The sequence below is a fragment of the Caballeronia ptereochthonis genome (genome assembly GCF_001545075.1).
Classification (GTDB): Bacteria; Pseudomonadota; Gammaproteobacteria; order Burkholderiales; family Burkholderiaceae; genus Caballeronia; species Caballeronia ptereochthonis.
In genome coordinates this window covers 19,570-43,479 of sequence record NZ_FCOB02000026.1, presented here as the reverse complement: position 1 = coordinate 43,479, position 23,910 = coordinate 19,570, and the positions used below count along the sequence as shown (strand labels likewise).

General features: G+C 66.0%; 25 protein-coding genes. 15 read left to right on the top strand and 10 right to left on the bottom strand.

Annotation, left to right across the window (positions count from 1 at the left end):
- Positions 1–68: 68 nt before the first annotated feature.
- From AWB83_RS25140 to AWB83_RS25115, 6 genes are all read left to right on the top strand, one after another.
- The gene (locus tag AWB83_RS25140; RefSeq protein WP_087048330.1) at positions 69–938 is read left to right on the top strand and encodes an arylamine N-acetyltransferase family protein; all 870 of its coding nucleotides are present in this window, start codon (positions 69–71) and stop codon (positions 936–938) included.
- 49 nt (positions 939–987) lie between these two features.
- Positions 988–2,691, top strand: coding sequence for a peptidoglycan D,D-transpeptidase FtsI family protein (locus AWB83_RS25135; protein ID WP_087048329.1), 1,704 nt, complete (start codon positions 988–990; stop codon positions 2,689–2,691).
- A 126-nt stretch (positions 2,692–2,817) separates the two neighbouring features.
- The gene (locus tag AWB83_RS25130; protein WP_087048328.1) at positions 2,818–3,180 is read left to right on the top strand and encodes a hypothetical protein; all 363 of its coding nucleotides are present in this window, start codon (positions 2,818–2,820) and stop codon (positions 3,178–3,180) included.
- Positions 3,181–3,191: 11 nt separating this feature from the next.
- Positions 3,192–3,482 carry a hypothetical protein gene (locus tag AWB83_RS25125; RefSeq protein WP_087048397.1) on the top strand — a complete coding sequence of 97 codons (291 nt, stop codon included), beginning with the start codon at positions 3,192–3,194 and terminating at the stop codon, positions 3,480–3,482.
- Between the two features lie 302 nt (positions 3,483–3,784).
- A complete protein-coding gene (locus tag AWB83_RS25120) occupies positions 3,785–4,096 on the top strand; it encodes a hypothetical protein (RefSeq protein ID WP_087048327.1) in 312 nt (103 codons plus the stop codon).
- Positions 4,097–4,287: 191 nt separating this feature from the next.
- Entirely contained in the window at positions 4,288–4,620 is a 333-nt protein-coding gene (locus AWB83_RS25115) for a beta-xylosidase (protein WP_087048326.1), read from the top strand.
- A gap of 13 nt (positions 4,621–4,633) precedes the next feature.
- On the opposite strand, the gene AWB83_RS25110 is transcribed toward AWB83_RS25115, so the two are convergent.
- Positions 4,634–5,518, bottom strand: a complete 885-nt coding sequence (locus AWB83_RS25110; RefSeq protein ID WP_087048325.1) for a formate/nitrite transporter family protein — start codon at positions 5,516–5,518, stop codon at positions 4,634–4,636.
- A gap of 83 nt (positions 5,519–5,601) precedes the next feature.
- Complete coding sequence (locus AWB83_RS25105; protein ID WP_087048324.1) at positions 5,602–6,675, bottom strand: HoxN/HupN/NixA family nickel/cobalt transporter; 1,074 nt, start codon at positions 6,673–6,675, stop codon at positions 5,602–5,604.
- Between the two features lie 187 nt (positions 6,676–6,862).
- On the opposite strand from AWB83_RS25105, the gene AWB83_RS25100 reads away from it, so the two are divergent.
- The 8 genes from AWB83_RS25100 (at position 6,863) to AWB83_RS36220 (ending at position 13,484) form a co-directional block, all read left to right on the top strand.
- Complete coding sequence (locus tag AWB83_RS25100) at positions 6,863–7,867, top strand: fatty acid desaturase (RefSeq protein WP_087048396.1); 1,005 nt, start codon at positions 6,863–6,865, stop codon at positions 7,865–7,867.
- 69 nt (positions 7,868–7,936) lie between these two features.
- Positions 7,937–8,749, top strand: coding sequence for a phosphate/phosphite/phosphonate ABC transporter substrate-binding protein (locus AWB83_RS25095; protein WP_087048323.1), 813 nt, complete (start codon positions 7,937–7,939; stop codon positions 8,747–8,749).
- A gap of 146 nt (positions 8,750–8,895) precedes the next feature.
- Positions 8,896–9,891 carry a luciferase-like monooxygenase gene (locus AWB83_RS25090; RefSeq protein ID WP_087048322.1) on the top strand — a complete coding sequence of 332 codons (996 nt, stop codon included), beginning with the start codon at positions 8,896–8,898 and terminating at the stop codon, positions 9,889–9,891.
- Positions 9,892–10,144: 253 nt separating this feature from the next.
- A complete protein-coding gene (locus tag AWB83_RS25085; protein WP_035969404.1) occupies positions 10,145–10,390 on the top strand; it encodes a hypothetical protein in 246 nt (81 codons plus the stop codon).
- Positions 10,391–10,842: 452 nt separating this feature from the next.
- The gene (locus tag AWB83_RS25080) at positions 10,843–11,091 is read left to right on the top strand and encodes an H-NS family nucleoid-associated regulatory protein (protein WP_374729139.1); all 249 of its coding nucleotides are present in this window, start codon (positions 10,843–10,845) and stop codon (positions 11,089–11,091) included.
- A gap of 548 nt (positions 11,092–11,639) precedes the next feature.
- Positions 11,640–12,044, top strand: coding sequence for a helix-turn-helix domain-containing protein (locus tag AWB83_RS25075; protein ID WP_087048320.1), 405 nt, complete (start codon positions 11,640–11,642; stop codon positions 12,042–12,044).
- A 53-nt stretch (positions 12,045–12,097) separates the two neighbouring features.
- Positions 12,098–12,721 (top strand): copper-binding protein, encoded by a 624-nt coding sequence (locus tag AWB83_RS25070; RefSeq protein WP_087048319.1) that lies wholly within the window; start codon positions 12,098–12,100, stop codon positions 12,719–12,721.
- Positions 12,722–13,184: 463 nt separating this feature from the next.
- Complete coding sequence (locus tag AWB83_RS36220; protein WP_143750105.1) at positions 13,185–13,484, top strand: hypothetical protein; 300 nt, start codon at positions 13,185–13,187, stop codon at positions 13,482–13,484.
- Here AWB83_RS36220 and rhaS read toward each other — a convergent pair.
- From rhaS to AWB83_RS25040, 6 genes are all read right to left on the bottom strand, one after another.
- Positions 13,474–14,487, bottom strand: a complete 1,014-nt coding sequence (rhaS, locus tag AWB83_RS25065) for a rhamnose ABC transporter substrate-binding protein (protein ID WP_087048318.1) — start codon at positions 14,485–14,487, stop codon at positions 13,474–13,476. The genes AWB83_RS36220 and rhaS overlap by 11 nt on opposite strands.
- A gap of 84 nt (positions 14,488–14,571) precedes the next feature.
- The gene (locus AWB83_RS25060) at positions 14,572–15,573 is read right to left on the bottom strand and encodes an ABC transporter permease (RefSeq protein WP_087048317.1); all 1,002 of its coding nucleotides are present in this window, start codon (positions 15,571–15,573) and stop codon (positions 14,572–14,574) included.
- Complete coding sequence (locus tag AWB83_RS25055) at positions 15,566–16,606, bottom strand: ABC transporter permease (RefSeq protein ID WP_374729141.1); 1,041 nt, start codon at positions 16,604–16,606, stop codon at positions 15,566–15,568. Before AWB83_RS25055 ends, AWB83_RS25060 begins: the two co-directional genes overlap by 8 nt.
- Positions 16,606–18,120, bottom strand: coding sequence for a sugar ABC transporter ATP-binding protein (locus tag AWB83_RS25050; RefSeq protein WP_087048315.1), 1,515 nt, complete (start codon positions 18,118–18,120; stop codon positions 16,606–16,608). Before AWB83_RS25050 ends, AWB83_RS25055 begins: the two co-directional genes overlap by 1 nt.
- Positions 18,121–18,129: 9 nt before the next feature.
- A complete protein-coding gene (locus AWB83_RS25045; RefSeq protein ID WP_087048314.1) occupies positions 18,130–19,020 on the bottom strand; it encodes an amidohydrolase family protein in 891 nt (296 codons plus the stop codon).
- 31 nt (positions 19,021–19,051) lie between these two features.
- Positions 19,052–19,375 (bottom strand): L-rhamnose mutarotase, encoded by a 324-nt coding sequence (locus AWB83_RS25040; protein WP_087048313.1) that lies wholly within the window; start codon positions 19,373–19,375, stop codon positions 19,052–19,054.
- A 163-nt stretch (positions 19,376–19,538) separates the two neighbouring features.
- On the opposite strand from AWB83_RS25040, the gene AWB83_RS25035 reads away from it, so the two are divergent.
- Positions 19,539–20,504, top strand: coding sequence for a LysR family transcriptional regulator (locus AWB83_RS25035; RefSeq protein ID WP_087048395.1), 966 nt, complete (start codon positions 19,539–19,541; stop codon positions 20,502–20,504).
- Between the two features lie 7 nt (positions 20,505–20,511).
- Here AWB83_RS25035 and lra1 read toward each other — a convergent pair whose 3' ends face one another.
- Positions 20,512–21,294 carry an L-rhamnose 1-dehydrogenase Lra1 gene (lra1, locus tag AWB83_RS25030; protein WP_087048312.1) on the bottom strand — a complete coding sequence of 261 codons (783 nt, stop codon included), beginning with the start codon at positions 21,292–21,294 and terminating at the stop codon, positions 20,512–20,514.
- A 69-nt stretch (positions 21,295–21,363) separates the two neighbouring features.
- Positions 21,364–23,865, bottom strand: a complete 2,502-nt coding sequence (locus tag AWB83_RS25025) for a carbohydrate-binding family V/XII (protein ID WP_087048311.1) — start codon at positions 23,863–23,865, stop codon at positions 21,364–21,366.
- Positions 23,866–23,910: the final 45 nt, after the last annotated feature.

Sequence of the window (23,910 nt, the reverse complement as noted above, 5' to 3'; positions counted from 1 at the left end):
AATATGCGCGCTTGTGACGGCGCTCGCGAACCTTGCGACATAGAAGCCGACCCAGGCGGGGACTCCATATGAACGCACAGGATACTTCCATCGACCTCAAGGCTTACTTCGCGCGCATCGGCTTCGGCGGCCCGGCGCGTCCGTCGCCGACGCTCGATACCTTGCGCACGCTGCATCTGCTGCATCCGCAGGCAATCCCCTTCGAAAACCTCGATGCGCTTCTCGGCCGCCCCGTGAAGCTGGATCTCGCATCGATCCAGCGCAAGCTCGTCGCCGAGCGGCGCGGCGGCTACTGCTACGAGCACAATCTGCTTTTGCGCAGCGTACTGCAGACGCTCGGTTTTCGCGTGCGCAGCTTCGCGGGCCGCGTCCTGTGGGGACGCGACGCCTCGAGCATGCCGGCGCGCACGCACATGCTGCTGCTGGTCGACCTCGACGAAGGCACCTTTCTCGCCGATGTCGGCTTCGGCGGCATGGTGCTTTCCGCGCCGCTCGCGTTCGAAACGGGCCTCGAGCAGATCACGCCTCACGGCACTTTCCGGCTGGAGAACGCCGGAGGCGAGCCGCGCAGCTTCATTCTGCAGGCGCTCGTGAACGGCGGCTGGGCACCCGTCTACCACTTCGATCTCGATCCGCAGTATGACGCCGACTACGAGATGGCCAACCATTTCGTGTCCACCTGGCCGCAGTCGGTCTTCGTGCACAACCTGCTTGCCGCGCGCCTCGCGCCCGGCGTGCGCTACGGCCTGTTCAACCGGCGCCTGCACGTGCATCACGTTCACGACGAAGGCGCGGGCAGCGAGCAGCGCGACCTCGCGAGCGTGGCGGACCTGCGCCGCGTGCTCGAAAACGAAATCGGGATTCGTCTGCCGGATACGGGCGAATCAGCCACCGTCAGCACCGCCGATCTGGACGCCGCGCTGTCACGGCTTCCGTGAGCGCGCGGGCATCGCCACCGGCACAACCAAGCTTAATCACAAGACCACGATGTTCAAGAAGAAGACGCGCGGCGGCAGCGATTTCCAGACCCATCATCGCAGCACGGTGCTCGCGAACCGGCTGCCCCCATGGCGCTCGCGCCTCGTCGTCGTCGGGCTGACGGCGGCGTTTCTCGCGCTTGGCCTGCGCGCGCTGTGGGTTCAGGTGGTCGACCACAAGTTCTATATCGGCGAAGGACAGAAGCGCTACCAGCGCACGCTGGCGCTGTCGGCCACGCGCGGGCGCATCGTCGATCGCCACGGCGCGATGCTCGCCGTCAGCCTCGCTACCTACGAGGTGTGGGCCACGCCCCGGTTCTTCGACGGCGATCACGGCAACGAAATCGCGCGCCTGCTCGATATGCCGCCCCGGGAGCTGCAGCGGCGCATCGAAGCGAACCGCGCGTTCGTGCTGCTCAAACGTCAGGTGGAAGCGGAAGCCGCCGAGCGCATCGCGCAAATAGGGCGCGCCGGCATCACGCTCGTGCCGGATACGAAGCGCTTCTATCCCGAAGGCGAATCGGCGGCGCACGTGGTCGGGTTCACCAATAACGAGGATCGCGGCCAGGAAGGCGTCGAGCTCGCCGCCGACGCCCGCCTGACGGGCGAAGCCGGCCAGCGCGAAGTGATCCGCGACCGGCTCGGGCGCGTCGTCTCGCAGATCGGCGAGACGGATCAGCCGAGGAACGGCGAGACCATTCAGCTGACCATCGACCGGCGCATCCAGCAGCTCGCGCATTCGCAGCTGAAAGCGGCGATCGCGAAGCACAAGGCACGCGCGGGCAGCGTCGTCGTGCTCGACGCGAAGAACGGCGAAGTCCTCGCGCTCGCCAATTATCCGAGCTTCGATCCGAACGATCGCGCGCGTCTCACCGGCGAGCAGTTGCGCAACCGCGCGCTCACCGACACCTTCGAGCCCGGCTCGACGATCAAGCCGCTCGTCGCCGCGCTGTCGATCGACCTCGGCAAGGTCCGCCCCGAGACGCGTATCGATACGGCGCCGGGCAGCATGAAAATCGGCCCGAACGTGATCCACGACACGTCGAATCACGGCGTCATCACGGTGGCGCAGGCGGTGCAGATGTCGAGCAACGTCGCGCTCACGAAGCTCGCGCTGCAGATTCCCGCGAAAACGATCTGGGACAAGTATCGCGAATACGGCATCGGCCGCGCCCCCGAGCTCACCTTCCCGGGAGCGGCGACCGGCCGGCTGCGCGCGCCCGAACGCTGGAAGCCGATCGAGCAGGCGACGATGGCCTACGGCTACGGTTTGTCGCTCTCGCTCCTGCAGATCGCGCAGGTCTACACGGCCTACGCCGGCGACGGTCGCTTTCACGCGGCCACGCTGATTCACGGCGAAACGCGCCGCGACTCCGTGCAGGTCACGCATCCGGCAACGGCGAAGGCCGTGCGCAACATGCTCGAAATGGCGATCGGCGAGCACGGCACCGGGCGCGCGGCGGCGGTCGAGGGCTATCGCGTCGGCGGCAAGACCGGCACGGCGCGCAAGCAGGTCGGGCGCTCGTATGCGGCCAACAAGTACCGCGCGTCGTTCGTCGGCATCGCGCCGATGAGCGATCCGCGCGTGATCGTCGCCGTGATGATCGACGAGCCGACGGGCGGCACGTACTACGGCGGCACGGTCGCGGGGCCGGTGTTCTCGGGCATCGTCGGCGCGACGCTGCCGCTGCTCGGCGTGCCGCCGGACGCGTGAACCGTCCCGAATGCGGGCGCGGGGCTTGCTGCGGTTCACGCACGACACCCCGCGAAACCGACCGGGCCGCTGGCACGCTGTGCTCTAATGTCGTGTTACGGCCCGAGATCATTCACCGGAAAGACCATGAGAAAACTCGCCGCGGCGCTCGCGCTGCCCTTGCTCTTCACCGCTTGCGCGCAATTTCACAACGAGGACGCGGGACAACCCGAAGTCGAAAAGTCGTCGGCCGACGATAAGGTGAACGGCGTCGTGCAGTGCATCGCGGAGGAAGCGAGGAAGCACGACGCGAAGTTTCAGCAAACGTCCATCCCGCAAGGCGTGATGCTCGAATTCGGCGATTCGAACGTGATCAAGGTCCGCTACGACAACGGCGAAACCACGTACCGCTTCTATCCGGGTGTGCGTCACGCGTCGAATCTGTGGATCGAGGGCGCGGGCAAGAAGTGCGCGCCATCGGACCCGACCAGCCACGACTCGCAGAAATAAGCATGGGAATCATGCGCTCGACCAAAGCCATCAACGCCGTCGAACGGCTCAAGACGCGCAGCGGCAACACGCAGTACGCGGCGGTGTCGATGCCCGGCGGCCTTTTCTATCTCGTCGAGCGCACGGCTGCGGGCTCGACCAGGCTCTCGGAGCCGATGCCGATGGACGACTTCGTCGCGTTCGTGAACGCGCGCGAGCCGGACAGGCCGCGCAAAGTCAGCAAGCTCGATCTCGCCATGGAAGAGCAGATCGGCCGCAGCGGCAAGCGCGGCGCGAAATCGGGCGCCGAAGGCAACGAATAGCCGCTTTGCCGTCTCCGCTCGCGCCGCCCCCTGGCGCGCCGCAACATCGAAAGCCGGGTTTTCCTCTCACATGAATGTGCGATGACAGACGGAGCCATCAGGCCCGCGTTGCGTACATTTTTGATGACGGTCGTATCGCTTGATGCTTGATGCTTGATAACAGGCAACGATCGGTCATCCGAAGAAAAGAGCAAGGGCCGCCCGCGACGGGTTCAAAAAAATGCGCGGGTGAACGGGGTGCCTGGGCAGCGCGCGATCTGACGCTCGGATCATGCGCCGCACGGCCGAGAGGAAGACCACAGATGAACAAGAAGAAAAGCGAGACCAAGGGCAGCCTTTTGCCCTCGGCGATGGCGGACGTCGAGCTTCAGCACATCGAGCGCGCGGTCGCGCAGCTTCGCACGATGCACAACCAATCTTCGGGCACACTCAACGTCGATTACTGGCGCGAGCGGCTCGCGGCCGTCGCGAAGGGCTATGCGCTCGTGCCGGCGCAGAAGCAGCGCGTGGATGCGCTGCGCATCGCGCTCGACTCGGTCGACGCCGGCCCGCGCGGAGGCTCCGGCAGCCGCGGCAGGAAGTCCACCAACAGGCTTTGGGCGAAAGCGGCCTGACCGCCGCTTTCGCCACTCGCGCCGCGGCGCGACCCCGCTTTCACGCCCGCGTCTCGCAGCGAGCCGGGCGCGCAACGGCAAACCGACCGTGCGACGATTCACGGCACGCGAACGTGCCGAACGCGTTCGCCCGGCCCGTCAGGCACCGTTCGTGCTCGTAAGCAAGTCTTTCGAGCACGCCGGGAGCCGCCATGTTCACGCTTCGTCACCCTCGCGCGCGCAACTCGCGCCGACCCTGGCCCATGCTGGCGAACGCGCTTCTCGCCACCCTCGCCGCGACGTTCAGCATGTACGGCGTCGCGCAGATCACCAGCGGCGGCGGGTCCGAGCGTCAGGAAGGCCGTCAGTCCGATTCGACTTCGCGGGCCGATCCGTCCGGCGTCGCCATGCACGAATCGCAAAGGCCGCAATCGAAGGATGCCGCCAGGGGACGCGCCCCGAGCGCGGGCAAGGATCACAAGCCCGAGGGCAGCGGCGGCTTCGACAACGGCCTGTACGGCACGGGCGCGGGCAACAACAAGTGAGGCTGCGCCGGGCTCAGTCCTGACGCTGCGGCGGCATGTCCGAGATTTCCGGTGCGATCGCCGCATGATTGACGATCGCGACGAGCGACACGCCGCCGATCACGTTGCCGAGGAAGGTCGGCGCGAGGAACACGAAGAAGTAGTCGGAGACGCTCGCCGCGCCGATCATCACGGCATACGCCGCCTCGACCGATCCGGCGATCACGTGCGTGAGCTTGCTCACCGCGACGGTGTACGTGACGAGCAGGATCGTCAGAAATCGCGCCGAGCGCGCACTCGGCAGCAGCCACACCATCAGCGCGATGAGCCAGCCGGAGAACACGCCGCGCACGACGGTCACGCCGAAGTCGGCGGACAGCGGTGTCATCGCGACCCTGGCGAGCGCTTCGGATACCTCGGGCGAGAAGACGCCGCGAATCTGCAGGATGGCGGCGAAGATCGTCGTGCCGACCAGATTGAAGAACAGCACGATCGCCCAGAGCCGCAGCGCCTTGCCGAGCGTCGCGAGATCGCGGCGCGTGAGCACGGGCAGCACCGCCGTCAACGTGCTCTCCGTGAAAAGCTGCTGGCGGGCGAGGATCACGAAGACGAAGCCGATCGTGTAGCCGAAGCTCGATATCAACCCGCGCCAGTCCGTCTTCGGCAGCGCGCTTTCCAGAATGCACTGCACGAGAAAGGAGAAGCCCATCGAGAGGCCGGCGGCAAGCGCCGACCACATCAGCGCGGCGAAAGTGCGCTCCATCGCGACCTCGCCCTCCTCGCGCACGATCTCATGGATGACGAGCGGATGCGGGGCGGAATGCTCGGCCGCCTGTTCCTGCTCGGCGCGATCGAGATGCGGAGAATCCGCACCTGCGGAGTTCTCCCTGGGGGACGCGCCGGCGTGCGGCTCGTTCATGATCGTTCTCCCTGAACGCCGCTCGATGTGGAGCGTGGATGAGCGGCTGGCGCACCCACGAAGCAGGAAGAATGCCCGCGAAACTAGCGGGCGGCGCTGCCGTCCAGGGCGTCGTAGCCACGCCACTTGTAAACGAGCGCGGAGACGAGCCAACAGCCGGCGAAGATCGCGACGATGCCGTAGCCGAGCATGCCGAAGTGCTCGGACAGCGAGCCGGCCACGTCCCACAGTCCGCCCTTCAGTTGCAGCCGGTCGGCGATCAGCCCGAGCGCCTCGATGCCGCCGACCAGCACGGCGATCACCACCGACACCAGCGTGACCGTGAGGTTGTAGTAGAGCTTGCGGATCGGTTTCCTGAACGCCCAGCCGTAGGCGCCGGTCATGAGCAGGCCGTCGGCGGTGTCGATGAGCGACATGCCCGCCGTGAAGAGCACCGGAAACACGAGGATCGACCAGACCGGCATGCCGCGCGCCGCCTCCGCCGCGGCGATGCCCATCAGGCCGATTTCGGTGGCCGTATCGAAGCCGAGCCCGAACAGGAAGCCGAGCGGATACATGTGCCAGCTCTTGCCGATAAGTCTGAAGAGCGGCCGCACGATGCGCGCCAGCGGTCCGCCGCCGACGGCGAACATGTCGGCGTCTTCCTCGCGGCATGCCTCGCCCCGCCGCGCGCGCCTGAACGCGCGCCACACGCCGCGCAGCACGAAGAGGTTGATGGCGGCGATGGCGAACAGAAAGAGCGCCGATACCGACGTGCCGATGAGCCCGCCGATCTCGCGAAATTCGGCGAAGCGCCCTTGCACCGCCATCGCGGTCGCGGCGATCAGGGCGGTGGCCGCGACGACGATCGTCGAATGCCCGAGCGAAAAGAAGAAGCCGACGAAGAGCGGGCGCTTGCCTTCCTGCATCAGCTTGCGCGTAACGTTGTCGATGGCGGCGATGTGGTCCGCATCGACCGCATGGCGCAACCCGAGCGAATAAGCGAGCAGCGACGTGCCGAGCAAGAGCGGATAGTGCCGGAACGCGACGAGCGCCCACAGCCATGCGAGCAGATTGAACGTGATCAGCCCGGCGAGGAGGCGCGCGGACTTGCGCGGCAGCGTGCGATGCGCCGGAATCGGGTTGGACGCAGAAGCGGGCTCGATCGGATCGTTCATATGCGCACGCACGGGGTCACAAAGGGAACAAGCATACCTTGCGCGATCTTGCGGCCAAAAATCGCTGCACCATGAATGCGCTTATTCCGCCTGGTGAGAAAAACATAGACGGAATCGTTGGTTTGGACGCGCGGGCCGCGCCGCTACGATGGCGCTTCGCCTTTCTGACACACTCGCGAAGTCCGCCATGCCCCGCTATCTCGACGACACGCAACGCCACGAACTGCAATGCCAGCGCTCGACGTGGCGCTGGCGCAGCGAATGGCCGACCTGGGCGGTTATCCTCGCGGTCTACGGCGGCTGGTTCGGCGTCGCGCTGAACGCGCGCACGCTGGGACTCGCGCCGACGATCGCGCTGCTCGCGGTGCTGTCGTGCTGGTACATGTCGCTTCAGCACGAGCTGATGCACGGGCACCCGACGCGCCGGCCGCTCGTCAACATGCTCTTCGGCCTCGCGCCGCTCGCGGTGTGGTTTCCGTACGAGGTCTACCGCGACTCGCATCTGCGTCATCACGACGACGCGCATCTGACCGAACCGGGCTGCGACCCCGAAAGCTATTACGTGACGCCGGCGCAGTGGGCGAACGCGGGCGCCGTGCTGCGCGCCGCGCTCGCCGCGCGCAATACGTTCGCCGGGCGCGTGCTCATCGGGCCGTGGTTTTCGATCGCGGCGTCGTGGCGCGAAGCGGCGCGGGCCGTCGCGGAACGGCGCTGGCGGATCGTCGCGAACTGGGCGGCGCATCTCGTCGCGCTGATCGGGCTCGCGCACTGGCTCGAAGCGCGATGCGGCATTCCGTGGCGCGCGTTCGTGTTCGGCGTCGGCTATGCGTCGCTCGCGCTCGCGTCGGTGCGCTCGTTTCAGGAGCATCGCGCGTCCGAGCGGGAGAACGAGCGCACGGTCATCAACGAGGCCGCGTGGCCGTGGCGCCTACTGTTTCTGAACAACAACTATCACGCCGTGCATCACGATCTGCCGGGCGTGCCGTGGTTCGCGCTCGGCGAAATCTATGCGCGCCGGCACGACGGCTATCGCGCGAGCAACGGCGGCTTCGTCGTGCGCGGATATGGCGAATGGGCAAGCCGCCATGCCCTCGCGCAGGCGGCCCAGCCGGTGCATCCGTTCGTGGATCCGCGCGAGCTGGACGGGTCGAGCGAGGACCTCGCGCTTGCCCGACGCCGCCTCGCGGGCTGACCGGGCTTACGCTCCGCGCTGTACGATTCGGGATCGGCGCGTTCGTCCGCGCCCCGCCATTCGCTCACCATGCACTGGATCGCCGCCCTGCCGATGTATAACGTCACGCCCGCGCTCGCCGCGGACTGGCGCACGCTGCTCGAACGTGTACGCGCCAGTCTCGCGGATTGGCTGAATCCGCGCGGCGATACGCTCGAGATCGTCGATCCCGGGCCGGATCTCGCCGCATTCTGGCTGCGCGACGATGTCCTCCTGTCGCAGACCTGCGGCTATCCGCTGGTGCATGCGCTCGCCGGGCGCGTGCGGCTCGTCGCGACGCCGGATTTCGACGTTCCCGGCTGCGGCGAGGGCACGTATCGCAGCGTGCTCGTCGCGGGTGCCCACGTCGCGGCGCGCTCGATCGAAGCCTGCCGCGGCCTGCGCGCCGTCTACAACGGCGACGATTCGAACAGCGGCATGAACCTCTTTCGCCATGCCGTCGCGCTGTTCGCGCGGGAGGGACGGTTCTTCGCGTCGGTGACGCAGACCGGCTCCCACTTGGAGTCGCTGCGCGCGCTCGCCGGGACGCGCGCGGACGTCGCGGCGATCGATTGCGTCACGTTCGCGTTCGTTCGGTCGCATCTGCCGGATCTGACGGCCGGCGTGCGCGTGATCGGCGCGACGGCGAGCGCGGGCGCGCTGCCGTTCGTCACGTCGAGACGCGTGCCGGAGGACGCGATCGACACCCTCTTTCGCGCGCTGGGCGATGCCCTGAAACAGGATTCGTCGCTGGCGCGGCGGCTTCGGCTCAAGGGCGTGGTGAAGCGCACTTCCGCCGACTTCGCCCCGATCCTCGACTACGAACGCGAGGCCATCGCGCGAGGCTATCCGCGGCTCGCCTGAGGGGCGCACCCGGCGGTTCCGGCAGACTTTCCGGAGTTTCGGCACAATCGGTCTTTTAGCGCGTGGCCCAAGGCCCAGGCACGCGTGCCGCGGCGTCGCCCGACGCCAGCAGGCATGGCGAGCCGCCACGCTTTCGGAAAGCCGCCATGATCCCCTTCTCGCTACTCGACCTTTCTCCGGTTCCGCAGGGCTCGACCCCGGCCGACGCCTTCGCCCATTCCCTCGATCTCGCCCGGCACGCCGAACGCTGGGGCTACCTGCGCTACTGGCTGGCCGAGCATCACAACATGACGGGCATCGCCAGCGCGGCGACCGCGGTCGTGATCGGCCATATCGCGGCCGGCACGAAGACGATCCGCGTCGGATCGGGCGGCATCATGCTGCCGAATCACGCGCCGCTCGTGATCGCCGAGCAGTTCGGCACGCTCGCCTCGCTGTTTCCGGGGCGCATCGACCTCGGGCTGGGACGCGCGCCCGGCACCGACCAGACCACCGCGCGGGCGCTGCGCCGCGACCTGCAGGGCAGCGCCGAATCGTTCCCCGACGACGTCGTGGAACTGCAGCGCTACTTCGCCGATCCCGTGGAAGGCCAGCGCGTGCGCGCCGTGCCCGGCGCCGGGCTGCATGTGCCGATCTGGCTGCTCGGCTCGTCGCTCTTTTCCGCGCAGCTCGCGGCCGCGCTCGGGCTGCCGTTCGCGTTCGCGTCGCATTTCGCGCCGGATTATCTGCTCACCGCGTTGCAGGTCTACCGCTCGCAGTTCCGCCCGTCGGCGACCCTCAAAAAGCCCTACGCGATGGTCGGCGTGAACGTCTTCGCCGCCGATACCGGCGATGAAGCGCGCTTTCTCTTCACGTCGCTGCAACAGCAATTCATCAACCTGCGGCGCGGGACGCCCGGCCAGTTGCCGCCTCCGGTCGAATCGATCGCGTGGACGGATGCCGAGCGCGCGGGCGTCGAGCATTCGCTCGCATGCTCGGTCGTCGGCGATCCGGCCGATGTCGAGGCCGGCCTGCGCTCGGTCATCGACCAGACCCAGGCGGACGAGCTGATCGTCACCGCGCAGATCTTCGATCATCAGAAGCGTCTGCGCTCGTTCGAGATCACGAGTCAGGTCCGCGACGCGATCGGCAAGAGCGCCTGAGGGCCCGAGCGCTTGGGCGGCCGGGTCGCGCGGCCACGGGCTCGAGCGGCCGCCGAAAGTCCCTACGCTGGACGCGCCCGGTTTTGACGGGCAATAATGAGGCACAGGAGGGCATCGCTCGCGGCGGCGCCCTTCGCGTCCGCGTCATTCGCCAAGCCGGAATCCCGTCGAGCGCGCCCGAATTTCGTGCACGCCGGGGGGCGGCGCGGTGATACAACAACAACGACGTCGCAAGACGGGAGGAAGAATGTCGATGCCGAGAAGCGCCGCCACTGGCGCCATGACGCTCCTGACGGAATACGACGAAGCCAGCGGACAGGAAGTGCGTTCGTTGCGCCTCGAACCCGCGGCGGACGGCAAGGCCGTTCTGCTGATCGAAATTGACGAGCGCAAACCGGGCATTCACCGCGAAGTGCGTTATGAAATTACGCCTGCGGAACTGATTGCCGCCATTCGGGCTCACGGCGCGGAATTACCGGGAGAACAACACAGTCGTTAAAACGATTTAACACTTGCGATAAGCAGCATACAATATAGTTAAGCGAGGTAATCGGCGACCGGGCAGCTTTGGCGGCGATGGCCTCGCCCTCGGCGGTTCGTGGCTCCCCCACGTGGCGTTCCGCGCGCACGCTTTGCGCGCGTCCGTCACGACGATGTTCGGGCGGGCGAACGTTCGCATTCGGGGCAAATGCCGGCATTAAAGGCAAAGTGTCCGAACGAATTAATCGATCGTGCGGTAAATACACTAATTGACGCGAGGCAGGCACTGCGCCACGCTTCATAAAACACATATATTCAAGTCATCGAACCGCCCCGGTCCGCGCGGGGTATCGGTTCGTCTTCTGATAATCAAAAAGCTGAATCAGGGAAGCCGTGGACGAAAGAAAGCGAGACAGCATCATCGCGTATTTGCGCAGCCGAATGGCTGAGTTCGGCATTACGGAAAGAGCGTTGGCTGAAGCATTGGCCGAAGCGCCGGTGGCGAAGCCGCCGCCCTCCTTCACCAAGACCAACGGGGCTCATGGCGCGCCCAAGGCAAGGCGGCCCATGCCGCAATTGCCATCCCTGCCTCACTCGGGGGGCGGCGGGCCGATATTCCGCAACGCAAACGGCGATACGTGGGACGGACTCGGCGATATGCCCGAGTGGCTCAAGCGCGCGGTTCACGCCGGTCAGGACATCGAGTTCTATCGCGTTTGAGGCATCTTCGTCGAGTGCCGGTACGTCACGAGTACGCTCACGCTCGAGCGCGAGTGTGTACCGCTTTGCGTCGCATCGAATGGCATCCCCGTTCGTTCGCAGGCCATCGTAGTTTCAAGAACGCCGCACATCGCGTTGAGCACGAAACGAAATAGACCCGCGCAGCATTGCACGCCGCGCGCCGTCCGCGCGCCGGTTACCTGCCTGTAGGCCGCTTTCATAGGCAATTCACCGAGATTAATCAAGCCTAAAAAATTTTCGGCAACGGTTGCCCATCGAGCCTGAAAACGTTTATTGGTATATCTCGGTAAGCCGGCTGGCGCATGTCAGCCGCGCATCGACCTTACGTGAGGCACGCCCGATCAAGTCCCGCAGTCTCCACTCGACAAGGGGGCACGCATGAACGCATACGGACGTCGCAACGTTGCATTCGGCGCGCAAGCGCGTTGCCCGGCGCGAGGGCTGGCGCCGGCCCCATCCGATCCGCGCGGCCGTGCATGACGCTTCGGGCAATCGAACGTAATCCGAACGATCGAGCGCCGCGCGTCATGCTCTCACGTCCCGATACCCTTCCGAGCGTCGTGCGGCGCATGACGGCGGGCCGCATGCTGCTCGAAGGCGCATCGGTCGAAACGGTGGCCGAGCAGTTGCATCTGTCGGCGCAGACGGTGCGGCGGTACAGGGCCATCGTCTCCGAAGGCGGTCTCGATGCGCTCGCGAAGATGGGCGTGGGCGGCCGCGCCTCGGCACTCGATCGGGAGGCGCTCGACTGGATCGCCGCGGCCTTGCGGGGTTCGGCGCGGGAGCACGGCTTCGAGAGCGATGCGTGGACCAATGCGCGCCTGCGCGAGCTGATCGAGCGGCGCTACGGCGTGCGCTACTCGCGGGTCTACGTCTGGCAGATCGCGACCAATCTCGGGCTTGGACATCTGCTGTCGAAATCGCGCCGCTGATTGCGTGCGCGCCACGCTTGTCGAAGCACTCTTTTCAGCGAAGGAGACCTTGCATGGATCGCACTTCATCTCAACCGTCGCAGCGCTCGCGTAACGTACGGCCGCGCGCATTCATCGCGTGTGCGGCGCTCGTTCTCGCTTGTACTGCGACAGAGCGCGCGTCGGCTCAGGACGCGGCTTCGAGCCCGATGGCGCGCGGCGCGGCGGCGATCGCGCAAGTGCAGGCGCGCGTGGTCGGCATCGATCCCGTGACGAACAGCGTGATGCTGCAGGGTCCGTCCGGGCGCATCGCGGAAGTGGCGGTGAATCCGGAGATCGGCGATGTCAGGAAGCTCCAGCTCGGCGATACCGTGAACATCGAGTATCGCAACGCGCTGCTCGTGCAGGCGACGAAGGTGAAGTCGAACGGCATACGCGAGCGCATCGACAGCGAGGCGGCGGTGCCGGCATCGGGCGGCGTGACGGCGCAGACGCGCATCGTCGAGGTGATCGGGACGATCGAGCGTGTCGACGCGAAGAATCGGCGCGTGACCTTGCGCGGACCGAGCCGCACGGTGACGCTCACCGCCGCGCCGGATGTCTCGCTCGCGGGACTGAAGGCGGGGGATATGGTGCACGCGCGGTTCGAATCGGCGACGGCGGTGCAGGTGTTGAGGGATGGGCAGCCGATCAAGTGAGCGCGTGCGATTGTCCACAGTTTTCATGGACAGCAATGCTTCCTGCCCCGCCTCGTGCGGGGCTTTTTATCGTGATCGGCCGATCGATGCCCGCTGGCCGCGAGCAGCGGGCGGAAGCGCGAATCGATCATCGCTGCATGCTGGAAACAAGCCGAACCGTGGTGATGTCTTGCTTTACGCAAGTCTCAATAGCACGACCAAACTCAGAAAAGTCGTGTTCCTTCATCAAGCCAGCTTTCACAAGCTAAAGTTGCACTCGCGGAGCAGTCTGGCGGGATGAAAAAATCACCCTTTCCGTTGTCTATTGCGCCGCTCTGCTCATGTCGAGTCAAGCGTTTGCCGATGATTGTTGGTCCGATCCCATCTGTTCCGGGTACGCAAACTACTTTGCCAACTGACAGACTCACGGCCTGACTCGCCGCTTTGCCATTTGCAGCTGGTTGCGGCAACCGAGATCAGGTCATTGAAGGCAAGCGTCGACACACCGGCTAGCTTCGGCACGCCTTCGACGCCGAGCGTCAACGGCGTGCTGCCCGAGAACAGGAAACGCGCCTTCGACCGGAAGCAATCGGCTGAAGAAGATATCCACACAATGTGTGGAGAGCCTTGTGAATATCCTGGTGAGTATCGGCTCAACGTACTGATCGCCAAGACTTTTCCCGCACGCACTGCCAACACGGCAGCCGCTGAAAAAGCGAAACGCCCCGAAGGGCGTTTCGTCATCCTCTCAGGCTCTGTACAGCGCGGCCACGTCAGAAATTGAAGTTGTCGATATTCGCGGCATCGAACGTCGTCGGCGGGCCGAGGATCACTTCTCCGCTCTTGCCCACCGTGCGCTTGCCGAGCTTGCCGGCATCGAACGAATCGCCTTCCTTGCCGGTGATCGTGCCCGACGCGAGATTGGCCGCCGCGAACGCCGCGAGATAACCCAGTTGGCCCGGATCCCACAACTGGAACGCCTTGACGGTGCCGTTCTTCACGAACGCGCGCATCTGGTTCGGCGTGCCGAGACCCGTCACCACGACCTTGCCCTTTGATGGCGAACTCGAGATGTAGCGCGCCGCCGCCGCGATCCCGACCGACGTGGGCGCGACGATCCCCTTCAGGTTCGGATACGCCTGCAGCAAGCCCTGCGTCTCGACGAACGACTTCTGATCGTCGTCGTTTCCATACGCGATCTTCACGAGCTTCATCTTCGAATATTCGGGCTTCTTCAGTTCCTCCTGCATCCACTTGATCCAGGTGTTCTGATTGGTCGCGTTCGGCGTCGCCGAGAGAATCGCGAACTCGCCCTCGCCGCCGATCAGCTTCGACAGCAGTTGAATCTGCCCGCGCCCGATCGCTTCCGAATCGGCCTGGTTCACGAAGATCTGCCGCCCCTCCGGCGCCGTGTCGGAATCGAAGGTCACGACCTTGATGCCCTGCGACATCGCCTTCTTCAGATACGGCACGACCGCGTTGGCATCGTTCGCCGCGATCACGATCGCGTTCTGCCGCTGCGTGATGAGCGTGTTGATGTAGCTGACCTGCGACGACGCGCCCGCATCCGAAGGCCCCACCACCTTGCCGTCGCCCTTCATCTCCTTGATCGCGGCCATGCCGCCGTCGTCGGCGATCACTTCGTATGGGTTGTTGATCTGCTTCGGCAGGAAGGCGATCTTCAGACCGCTCTTGATGTCGGCGGCGCTCGCCGTCAGCGCGACGGTCGCGGCGAGAAACGCCGCCGCCAACGCCGGGCCGCGCGGGAATCGAATGGGCTTCTTCATGTCGTAAAGTCTCCTGTCATTGCGCGCGGGCTTCGCTGTACGAGCCCTTGCGCTGGTTATCAACGAGCACGGCAAATCGCCGGGTCAGGCCTGCGCCATCAGGCGCTTTTCGCGCGCCGCCCGCCAGCGCGCGACGAGATTCGGAATCAGCACCGACGAGAGCAGCAGCGCGCCCGTCACGATAGTGAGCGTCTCGCTCGATACGTCCGCGAGCGTCAGCGCATTACGCAGCACGCCGATGATGACGAGCGACAGCAGCACGCCGATCATCGAGCCGCGTCCGCCGAAAATGCTCACGCCGCCGAACAGCACCGCCGCGATCACCGAGAGCTCGAAGCCCTCGCCGTTGTCGCCGCGCGCGCTCGTGAAACGCAGCGTATAGACGATGCCCGCGAGCGCCGCCATCGCACCCGACATCATGAAGAGCCTGAGCTTGGTCTTCGCGACGTCGATGCCCGAGAACTGCGCGGCGGTCGGATTCGCACCGATCGCATAGAGGCTGCGGCCGAAGGGCGTCGCCTGAAGGAGCACCGTGAAGATGATTGCGCCTGCAATCACCAGGATGAACGGCATCGGCAGGAACGTGCTGGCGATCGTGTCGATGCCGAACGCCGTGTACGACGCGGGAAAATCGGCGATCGCCTGGTCGCCGAGCAGCACGTACGCAAGGCCGCGAAAGAGCGCGAGCGTGCCGATCGTCACCGCCAGCGACGGCAGGTTGAAGCGCACGATCACGAGGCCGTTGAGCAGCCCGGCAAGCGCGCCGAAGACGAGCACGAGCGCGATCACGAGCGGCATCGGCAGACCCATGTGCCAGAGCACGCCCATCAGCGCGCTGGACGCGCCAAGCACCGACGCCACCGACAGGTCGATCTCCGCCGCGACGATGATGAGCGTCATGGGCAGCGCGATCAGCGCGATTTCGGTGAAGTCCGCGAGCATGTTCGAGATGTTCGCCGCCGACAGAAAGAGCGGCGACAGCACGCGCCCCGCGACGAGCGAGACGACGAGCACGATCGCGAGCATCGCTTCCCATTGCAGGTGGCGGCGCTTCGTGGTGGAGAGAGCGGAATCGGGTTTAGCCATGATCGCGTTTCCTCATCATGCGGCGCGCGACGGAACGCGCGAGCAGCGTATCGAGCGCGATCGCCGCGACGATCAGCGCGCCTTGAATCGCCTGCTGCCAGAACGGCGACACGCGCAGCACCACCAGTGCGATGTTGATGACGCCGAGCACGAGCGCCCCGAGCGTCGCGCCCGCGATCGTGCCCACGCCGCCCGTGATCGCGACACTGCCGACTACCGCCGCGGCGACCACCTGCAGCTCGATGCCTTTCGCCGTGCTCGCGTCGACGGTGCCGAAGCGCGCGAGCCACAGCACGCCGGCGAGACCCGCGATCGCGCCGGAAAGCAAAAAGCCGATCATCACGCGGCGGTCCACGCGAATGCCGGCGAGGCGCGCGGCTTCGGGATTCGAGCCGACGGCGTAGTGCTCGCGTCCGCCGCGATATTGCTTCAGGTATACCGACAACGCGATCAGCACGACCACCGCGATCAGCACGAGATTCGGCACGCCGAGCAGCGAGCCCGTGGCTATCGACGCAAACGCATCGGGCAGGCTGGTCGCGTTGATCTGGCCGCCGTGGACCCATGCGTAGTCCGCGCCGCGCACGATATAGAGCGTCGACAGGGTCGCGACGAGCGAAGGCACGCGTCCGAACGTCACGAGCGCGCCGTTCAGCGCGCCGATCGCGAGCCCGATGCCGATGCCCGCGAGCATCGCGACGATCACCGGCAGATGCGGAAACATCACGAAAAGGCCGCCGACCGCATAGGCGCTTACGCCGACCACCGACGCCACGGAAAGATCGATATGCCGCATCAGCATCACGATCGTCATGCCCGCCGTCAGCAGGCCGATGATCGAGACGTTGAGGAGCACGTCGCGCAGGTTCTGCAGGTTGAGGAAGTCCGGCTTGACGGCAGCCGTTGCGCCGACGAGCACGAGCAGCACGATGAAGAGCGTAAGCTCCCGGCTCTTCGCGATCGATACGGCAAGGCTTGCGCGTTTCGTTCCGGTCGGCGGCATCGCGGGTAGCGTCGGAGAATGTCGAGTCATCATGCTGCTCGTCCCATGGCTTGTTGCGGCGAGGCGCCCAAAGCAGCGCTCATCACTCGTTCCTCGTTCGCATCCGCGCGGGCGATATCCGCGCTGATGCGGCCTTCGTGCATCACGAGCACGCGGTCGGCCATGCCGAGCACTTCGGGCAGCTCGCTCGAAATCATCAGCACGGCCATGCCTTCCTTCACGAGTTCCGCGAGCGTGCGATACACCTCCGCTTTCGCGCCCACGTCGATGCCGCGCGTCGGCTCGTCGATGATCAGCACCTTCGGGTTCGTCGCGAGCCACTTGCCGAGCACCACCTTCTGCTGATTGCCGCCCGAGAGCGTGCCGACGGGCGCATCGAGGTCGCTGGCCTTGAGACGCAAGCGCTTGCCCCAGTCGGCGGCGAGCGTCGATTCGCTGCGCGACGAAATGAGTCCGTGCCGCATCAGACGCCCGAGCACCGTCAGCGATGCATTGCGCGCGATGCTCAACTCCAGCGCGAGCCCTTGCGCGCGGCGATCCTCCGGCACGAGCGCCAGACCCGCGCGCACGGCGGCGGCCGGATGCCCCAGTGCCAGCTTCTTTCCCGCAATCCGCACTTCGCCCCCGTCGACCGGATCGATGCCGAAGATCGCGCGCGCGACTTCGCTGCGCCCCGCGCCGACCAAACCCGCCAGCGCGACGATCTCGCCCGCGCGCACATCGAACGACACGTTCCTGAACACGCCCTGCCGTGTGAGATTGCGCACCGAGAGCCGCACATCGCCGGGCGTCACGTCGGCTTTCGGATAGAACGTGTCGAGATCGCGGCCGACCATCCTGCTCACGATCGTATCGATGCTCATGTCGGCGGTGAGCGCGTCACAGACCTTCATGCCGTCGCGCATGATCGTCATGCGCTGCGTCAGCGCGAATACTTCGTCGAGACGGTGCGTGATGAAGAGAATCGCCACGTCGCGCTCGCGCAATGCCCGCACGATCGCGAAGAGCCGCTCCACCTCCGGCAGTGAAAGCGCGGCCGTCGGCTCGTCCATGATGAGCACGTTCGCATCGAGGGACAGCGCCTTGGCGATCTCGACCACCTGCTGATCCGCGATCGACAGTCCGCGCACGAGCCGTTGCGCGCGCAGGTTCACGCCGAGCGACGACAACAGCGCGTCGACCTCGCGATGCATCTCGTCGTAGCGGATGCGGCCCAGGCGATCGCGCGGCTGCCGCCCCATGTAGATGTTCTCGGCGATGGAGAGATCCGCGAAGAGCGTCGGCTCCTGATAGATGACGGCGATGCCCGCATCGCGCGCCTCGGCGGGATTCGCGAAGCGGCGCGCGACGCCCTCGACGAGCAGTTCGCCCGCATCGGGCTGATAGACGCCCGCGAGCAGCTTCACGAGCGTCGATTTGCCCGCGCCGTTCTCGCCGAGCAGCGCGTGCACTTCGCCCGGAAAGAGTTCCAGGCTGCCGTCGCCGAGCGCGCGCACGCGGCCGAACGACTTGCTCGCGTGCCTGAGTTCGAGTCTTGGCGTCATGCTTTTCCCCTAGATCCGATAAATGCGTTCCGCGTTACGCACGAACAGCGCGTCCTTCTCGCTGTCGCTGGCGTCGCTCACGATCTGCGCATACGCGTTCCACAGCGCGGTGTAGGTGCCGAACAGCCGATCCACCGGAAAGTTCGATGCGAACATCGCGCGCTCGCAGCCGAACGTGTCGATGGCTTCGTGCACATAGGGCCGCAGGCTCTCGACGGTCCACGCGTGATCGAACATCGCGAAGCCGCTCAGCTTCACCGCGACGTTCGGGCATGCGGCCAACGTGCGCATGCCCTCGCGCCAAGCGCGATAGCCCCGCGGCGAATTGCGGTCGACGAACATGCCCGCGTGATTGACGATGAATTGCGTATCCGCATGCTCGCGCGCGAGCTGCGCCGCCTCTTCCATCTGCGACGGATAGAGCTGCAGGTCGAACGACATGCCGAAGCGCTTCAGCAGGCCAAAATGGCTGCGCCATTGCGGCTCGCGCATGTAGTGGCGTCCGACATAGTCGTAGAGCCTGTTTTCGTGCACGTTGAGAATCTGGCGGATGCCGCGCGTGTTCGCGAACGCCGCATGCGCTTCGAGCACGGCCGGCGCGTCGTCCGCCGACAGGTCCGCGCCCGCGACGATGCCGTTCGGCATGCCACGCCCTTCCTTGTCCGCGATGCCTTGCAGCCAGCGTGTCTCCTCGACCGGATCGGCCGGATCGTGGTTCGCATCGACATGCACGACTTTCAGCACGTCGATGTCTTGCGCGTCGCGCAGCAGGTCCGCAAGCAGATAGTCGTGCTGCAGGTCGCCCGCATCGCCGACGAACGACGTCTGCGGATTCGCGAGCCAGGGGTAATGATGCGTGGACAGATCCCACAGATGGATATGCGGATCGACGACCTGCATGACAGCGCTCCTCGCGAAAGAGGCGAACGTTTCAGGAAAGATGAAAGACCGGTATGAGCGGCACCGCGACGGGCGCGCTGTCGCCACGCTGCGCATGTGTTTCCATCAGCTCGGCCATGAAGTCCCACCATTTGCGCATGACAGGCAGCGTCGGCAGCGCATCGGTCGTATGGGGTTCCGTGCGCTTGTAGCTGGCAAAGAGATGTCCGGTCGATTCGTCGAGGAAGATCCAGTAATCGCGGATGTCCGCGGCGCGCAGCGCATCGGCCAGTTCCGGCCAGATCTCGCGATGCCGCCTCTCGTATTCCTCGCGCATGCCCGGCTTGAGGGTCATGCGAAATGCCACTGTCTCCATGGCGGGCCGCCTTCTTTTGATCAGTGAATCCCTGTGTTCGGGACTCGTTGTGCTGCGACTATAATTCGCCGACCGATAACACGACAATCCGAAAGCAGGATTGGCCGATCGCAAAAAGGTATCGCTGCGCCTTATCATCGCGCGCTTCCACGCGGACTGTCGAATGAACCACAACGTGTCCCAAACTGTGTCGCCGAGCATCTCGCCGAACGCATTGGTCAATCGCCTGAAGTTCAAGCATCTCGCGCTGCTGGTCGCTCTCGACGACGCGCGCAATCTGCATCAGGCGGCCGAGGCGATCAGCGTCGCGCAGCCGAGCGCAAGCCGCATGCTCGCGGACATCGAGGAGGCGTTCGGCTTTCTGCTCTTCGAGCGCAACGCGCGCGGCATGCAGCCGACGCCCCTCGGCATGGCGACGCTCGCCTACGCGCGCCGCTCGCTCGCGGATCTCACGCGCTTTGCCGACGATCTCGACGCCAAGCGCCGCGGCGGCCACGGCCAGCTGACGGTCGGCGCGATCATGGGCGCCGCGCCCGACGTGCTGGCGATGGCCGTCACCGAACTGAAATCGGAGCGGCCGCTCCTGAACGTGCGCATCCTCGGCGAGACGAGCGATCAGGTCGTGCAATTGCTGCATCGCCGCGAAATCGAGCTCGCGCTCGGACGCCTCACCACGCCCCTGCAGCACAACGATTTCGACTTCGAGCCGCTCGCGCGCGAAGCGATGCGGCTCGTCGTGCGCGCGGGGCATCCGCTTGCCGGCAAGACTTCGCTCACGCTTGAGACGCTCGTCGGCTGGCCGTGGATCCTGCAGCCGATCACGAGTCCCGCGCGCGGCCTGTTCGAAGACGAGCTCGCGCGCGCCGGCCTGACGACGCCCGCCGATATCGTCGAATGCGCATCGATCTTCGCGACGCTGCAATTGCTGCAGAACAGCGAGGCCGTCGCGATGCTGCCCGAGTCCGTCGTGCGCGATTACCTGCGCGCGCAACTGCTGATCGAGTTGCCGATCGAGATCGGCAAGAGCCTGTCGGGCTTCGGCCTGTTGCGCCGCAAGTTCGAGACGCTCAGCGAGCCGGCCGAGTACTTCATCGCGCTGCTGCGCAAATACTCGGCGCTGTCACATTGACCGGACGCTACTGGAGATTCACGAAGAGCCCGCCGTCCACCAGCAGCGACGCGCCCGTGACATAACGAGCGCGGTCGGAGGCGAGGAACACCACGCATTGCGCGACATCGTCCGGCGCGCCCAGTCGCCCCAGCGGAATGCGCTTTTCCATGTAGGCGCGCTTGTCCGCGTCCGAGAGATCCTGGGCGTTCAGATCGGTCGCGATGGTGCCCGGCATCACCGAGTTGCAGCGGATGCCGTACGGCCCGAGTGCGATTGCGCAGGATTGCATCAACGAATGGACGCCCGCCTTGGTTGGCGTGTAGTGCGTCTGCATGCCGCCGCCGACGAGCGCGCTGATCGAGCTCGTCGCGACGATCGCGCCGCCCGTGCCCTGCGCCTTCATCTGGTTCGCGGCGGCCTGCGTCACGTAGAACGCGCCGTTCAGATTCACGGCGACGGTGGTTTCATAGACGGAAGGCGGCATGTCGAGAAACGCGTGAAACGGGCAGATGCCCGCGTTGCTCGACAGCACGTCGACGCGTCCGAACGCCTCGACCGTGCGGCGGACGAGCTCGATGCCCGTCTCGCGCTCGGCCACATTGCCTTCGACCGCGATCGCGCGCCGCCCCAGCGCTTCGATCTCGCCGACGATCGACTCGACCGCCGACTCCTTGCCGTAGGACTTGTCGTTGTCGCCCCAGTAGTTGATGGCGACATCCGCGCCTTCGCGCGCGCTCGCGAGCGCGATCGCCCGGCCGATGCCGCGCGAGCCGCCCGTGACGACCACCACCTTGTTTTCCAGAAGCATGAATGTCTCCCCATGTCGAACGGATGACGGAGCGGGCCGCCATCCGGGTTTGATTACATGCCTGCGCGCCTAGCGTCGGAAGCCGCCGTGGAAACCACCGCCTCCGCCGTGGAAACCGCCACCGCCGCCATTGAAGCCTCCACCGCCGCTCCAGCGATTGTCGAAGCGCTGCTGCCCCGTTTCGCGCGATTGCCGCATCTGGTCCAGATTGTTGCTCGCCGCTGAATTGTCGTGCTGCACCGGCTGCCAGCCATTGGACGTATGTTGCTGCCAACCGCCGTCCTCGGTGTGCTGATAGACGTTGCCGTCGTGCGCGGCGTAGACATCGCCGTTATTCCAGGCAACCGCGTTGCCGCGCGACGCGTTCGTCACCACGCCCTTGTTCACCGCGTGCGCCGTGCCGTCCTGCACGTTGCCGGTGATGCCCCGCTCCGCGACGCCCGCGCGACCGGTCTGGGCGTTGTAGCCGGCGACCTGGCGGCCCGCCGCGTAGTTGCCGTCATACGCGTTGCCTTCGATACCCGCCCGGCCCGCCGCGGCGCGTCCCGTCGCGGGATTCGCGACCGCGCCCGCGCGTCCCGCGGCGTAATTGCCGGTATAGGCGTTGCCGACCACACCCGCGCGACCCGCGCCTTCGCGGCCCGTCATCGGGTTCGCGAAGCCGCCCTGACGCCCGGCCGCAAAGTTGCCCGAATACGGATTGAACGCCGCGCCGCGGCTGCCCTGCCAGTGCGCGCCCGTCGCCGGATTGAAGCCCGCGGCGGAGGTGCCGCGCCATGCGTTGCCGGTCCACGGGTTGTAGCCGACCGTATGCGTCACGGTGCCTTGTCCCCAGCGTCCATAGAAGTTCTGCTGGTTGATGTTGACGTTGGCCCAGCCGCCACCGCCCCAGTATCCGCCCCAATATGGCCCCCAGTAAGGCGAGGACGAGCCCCAGATCGCGCCGGCGGCGAAGCCGAACGCGAAGCCTTCGGCGGCCGAGAGCGCAAAGCCCGCGCCATAGCCGTACGTCGGCGGATAGCCGTAGTAGTACGTCGCGCCGACATACGGCTGGTACGCGTAGCCCGTGCCGTAGACGACCGTGCCGTCGTCGCTCACCACGACGCCCATGTAGCCCGGCGTATAGCCGACGACCACGGCGTCCGGCGTGACCGAATAGATTCGCACGTAGGTCACGTAGTGCAGCGGCGAACTGGCCGGAATCGTGTAGATCGCGCCGGGAACCTCGGTCGCGACATGCCACGGGCCGGTCGCGGCGCCCCCCGTGAACCATACGCCGTTCTGCACGGCGTAGAACTGCGCCCCGCTCACTTCGATCACGGGCGTCGCCGTATTGACCGCATATTCGAGCGACGTGCCGGAAATCGGCTCGAAGCGCGGCGAGCCGTCGTACGAGACGTTCATCGCGGCCTTCGCGCGCGCGACGGTCGCAGTTTGCGGAATGGTCGCCGCAATCGCCGCTTCCTTCGCCTGCGGCGTGCCCGGCACGGAGACGAGCACGTTCGCCTTCGGATCGTTCGGCGAAATCTTCGCGAAGTCGGGCGGCAGCTCGTTGCCCGGCACGTACTGCCACGGTCCCTTTTCCGACGGCGCGCGGAACCATCGGCCGGACACGAGCACATAGGTCTGGTTCGTCTGCGGCACGACGAAGATGGCGTGATCGGTATTCGTCACGGTCAGCAGGTTCACGCCCGCGACCGGCTCGAGCTTGAGCGGTCCGTCGGTGACGACGAGTTCGGCCGGATGCGTCGCGAGGAGCACCGCGGGAGCTTGCGGCGCGGGCTTGCCGCCTTGCGGCGTCATCGGATCGGACTTCTGGGCGGCATCGGCTTGTTTGGCCGCCGCAACGAGCGCCTGCGGCGGCGCAGCCAGCACGCCCCACGGCCCGTTCAGCGTGGCCGCCGCATACCAGTAACCCGCCGCGTGCAGATACAGATGCCCGCCGCCGTCCTTGAGCAGCATTGCGCGGCTGTTGAGCGCCCGTTGATAGCCGGCGCCGCTCACGTCGCGCCATGCGGGCTCGCCGTCGACCATGACGAGGATCGTCGGCGTGGAGGCGAAGACGATGTCCGGCACCGGATTGCGCACCGCGACCTTCTCCAGGCTGCCGACCTGCTGCGACACCGCGTAGCTCGTCTGCAACTGATCGAGCGATACGGTCATGCCCTGCGGCGGCAGATGACTCACGATCGCGCTCTTCACGTCGCCCACGACACCCGGACGGGTCGGCACGGTCACGTCGCCGATGCGGATATTCGCGAGCCGCGCGAGACCGGACGCCTTGTCGATATCGGCATCGGCCGTGAACTGCGCGACGCCGTAAGTCGGCGATGCATTCCCGCTCGCCGCGCCCACCGCCACCGCGGCGCGGCCCGCGATGCGGTTGCCGTTCCATTGCTCGATCTGAGGCTGATACATTTCGATGCGCTGAGTGGATGTGTCGAGCTCCCGCGGCCATTCGATCTGCGCCGCCGCCGACGCAGGCGGATTCGCCGCATGAGCCGACGACAGCCCAAAAGCAAGACAGGTGGCCGTCATGAGCACGGACCATTTCTGAGATAACGCTGACATTCGAGCGACTTCCTATAAGACGGTTTTTACTTGGCAAACCCAATT

Excerpts from the sequence above, each read along its gene's own strand:
- AWB83_RS25140 (WP_087048330.1), top strand. The coding sequence starts at position 69 with ATGAACGCACAGGATACTTCCATCGACCTCAAGGCTTACTTCGCGCGC.
- AWB83_RS25135 (WP_087048329.1), top strand. The coding sequence starts at position 988 with ATGTTCAAGAAGAAGACGCGCGGCGGCAGCGATTTCCAGACCCATCAT.
- AWB83_RS25130 (WP_087048328.1), top strand. The coding sequence starts at position 2,818 with ATGAGAAAACTCGCCGCGGCGCTCGCGCTGCCCTTGCTCTTCACCGCT.
- AWB83_RS25125 (WP_087048397.1), top strand. The coding sequence starts at position 3,192 with ATGCGCTCGACCAAAGCCATCAACGCCGTCGAACGGCTCAAGACGCGC.
- AWB83_RS25120 (WP_087048327.1), top strand. The coding sequence starts at position 3,785 with ATGAACAAGAAGAAAAGCGAGACCAAGGGCAGCCTTTTGCCCTCGGCG.
- AWB83_RS25115 (WP_087048326.1), top strand. The coding sequence starts at position 4,288 with ATGTTCACGCTTCGTCACCCTCGCGCGCGCAACTCGCGCCGACCCTGG.
- AWB83_RS25110 (WP_087048325.1), bottom strand. The coding sequence starts at position 5,518 with ATGAACGAGCCGCACGCCGGCGCGTCCCCCAGGGAGAACTCCGCAGGT.
- AWB83_RS25105 (WP_087048324.1), bottom strand. The coding sequence starts at position 6,675 with ATGAACGATCCGATCGAGCCCGCTTCTGCGTCCAACCCGATTCCGGCG.
- AWB83_RS25100 (WP_087048396.1), top strand. The coding sequence starts at position 6,863 with ATGCCCCGCTATCTCGACGACACGCAACGCCACGAACTGCAATGCCAG.
- AWB83_RS25095 (WP_087048323.1), top strand. The coding sequence starts at position 7,937 with ATGCACTGGATCGCCGCCCTGCCGATGTATAACGTCACGCCCGCGCTC.
- AWB83_RS25090 (WP_087048322.1), top strand. The coding sequence starts at position 8,896 with ATGATCCCCTTCTCGCTACTCGACCTTTCTCCGGTTCCGCAGGGCTCG.
- AWB83_RS25085 (WP_035969404.1), top strand. The coding sequence starts at position 10,145 with ATGCCGAGAAGCGCCGCCACTGGCGCCATGACGCTCCTGACGGAATAC.
- AWB83_RS25075 (WP_087048320.1), top strand. The coding sequence starts at position 11,640 with ATGCTCTCACGTCCCGATACCCTTCCGAGCGTCGTGCGGCGCATGACG.
- AWB83_RS25070 (WP_087048319.1), top strand. The coding sequence starts at position 12,098 with ATGGATCGCACTTCATCTCAACCGTCGCAGCGCTCGCGTAACGTACGG.
- rhaS (WP_087048318.1), bottom strand. The coding sequence starts at position 14,487 with ATGAAGAAGCCCATTCGATTCCCGCGCGGCCCGGCGTTGGCGGCGGCG.
- AWB83_RS25060 (WP_087048317.1), bottom strand. The coding sequence starts at position 15,573 with ATGGCTAAACCCGATTCCGCTCTCTCCACCACGAAGCGCCGCCACCTG.
- AWB83_RS25055 (WP_374729141.1), bottom strand. The coding sequence starts at position 16,606 with ATGACTCGACATTCTCCGACGCTACCCGCGATGCCGCCGACCGGAACG.
- AWB83_RS25050 (WP_087048315.1), bottom strand. The coding sequence starts at position 18,120 with ATGACGCCAAGACTCGAACTCAGGCACGCGAGCAAGTCGTTCGGCCGC.
- AWB83_RS25045 (WP_087048314.1), bottom strand. The coding sequence starts at position 19,020 with ATGCAGGTCGTCGATCCGCATATCCATCTGTGGGATCTGTCCACGCAT.
- AWB83_RS25040 (WP_087048313.1), bottom strand. The coding sequence starts at position 19,375 with ATGGAGACAGTGGCATTTCGCATGACCCTCAAGCCGGGCATGCGCGAG.
- AWB83_RS25035 (WP_087048395.1), top strand. The coding sequence starts at position 19,539 with ATGAACCACAACGTGTCCCAAACTGTGTCGCCGAGCATCTCGCCGAAC.
- lra1 (WP_087048312.1), bottom strand. The coding sequence starts at position 21,294 with ATGCTTCTGGAAAACAAGGTGGTGGTCGTCACGGGCGGCTCGCGCGGC.
- AWB83_RS25025 (WP_087048311.1), bottom strand. The coding sequence starts at position 23,865 with ATGTCAGCGTTATCTCAGAAATGGTCCGTGCTCATGACGGCCACCTGT.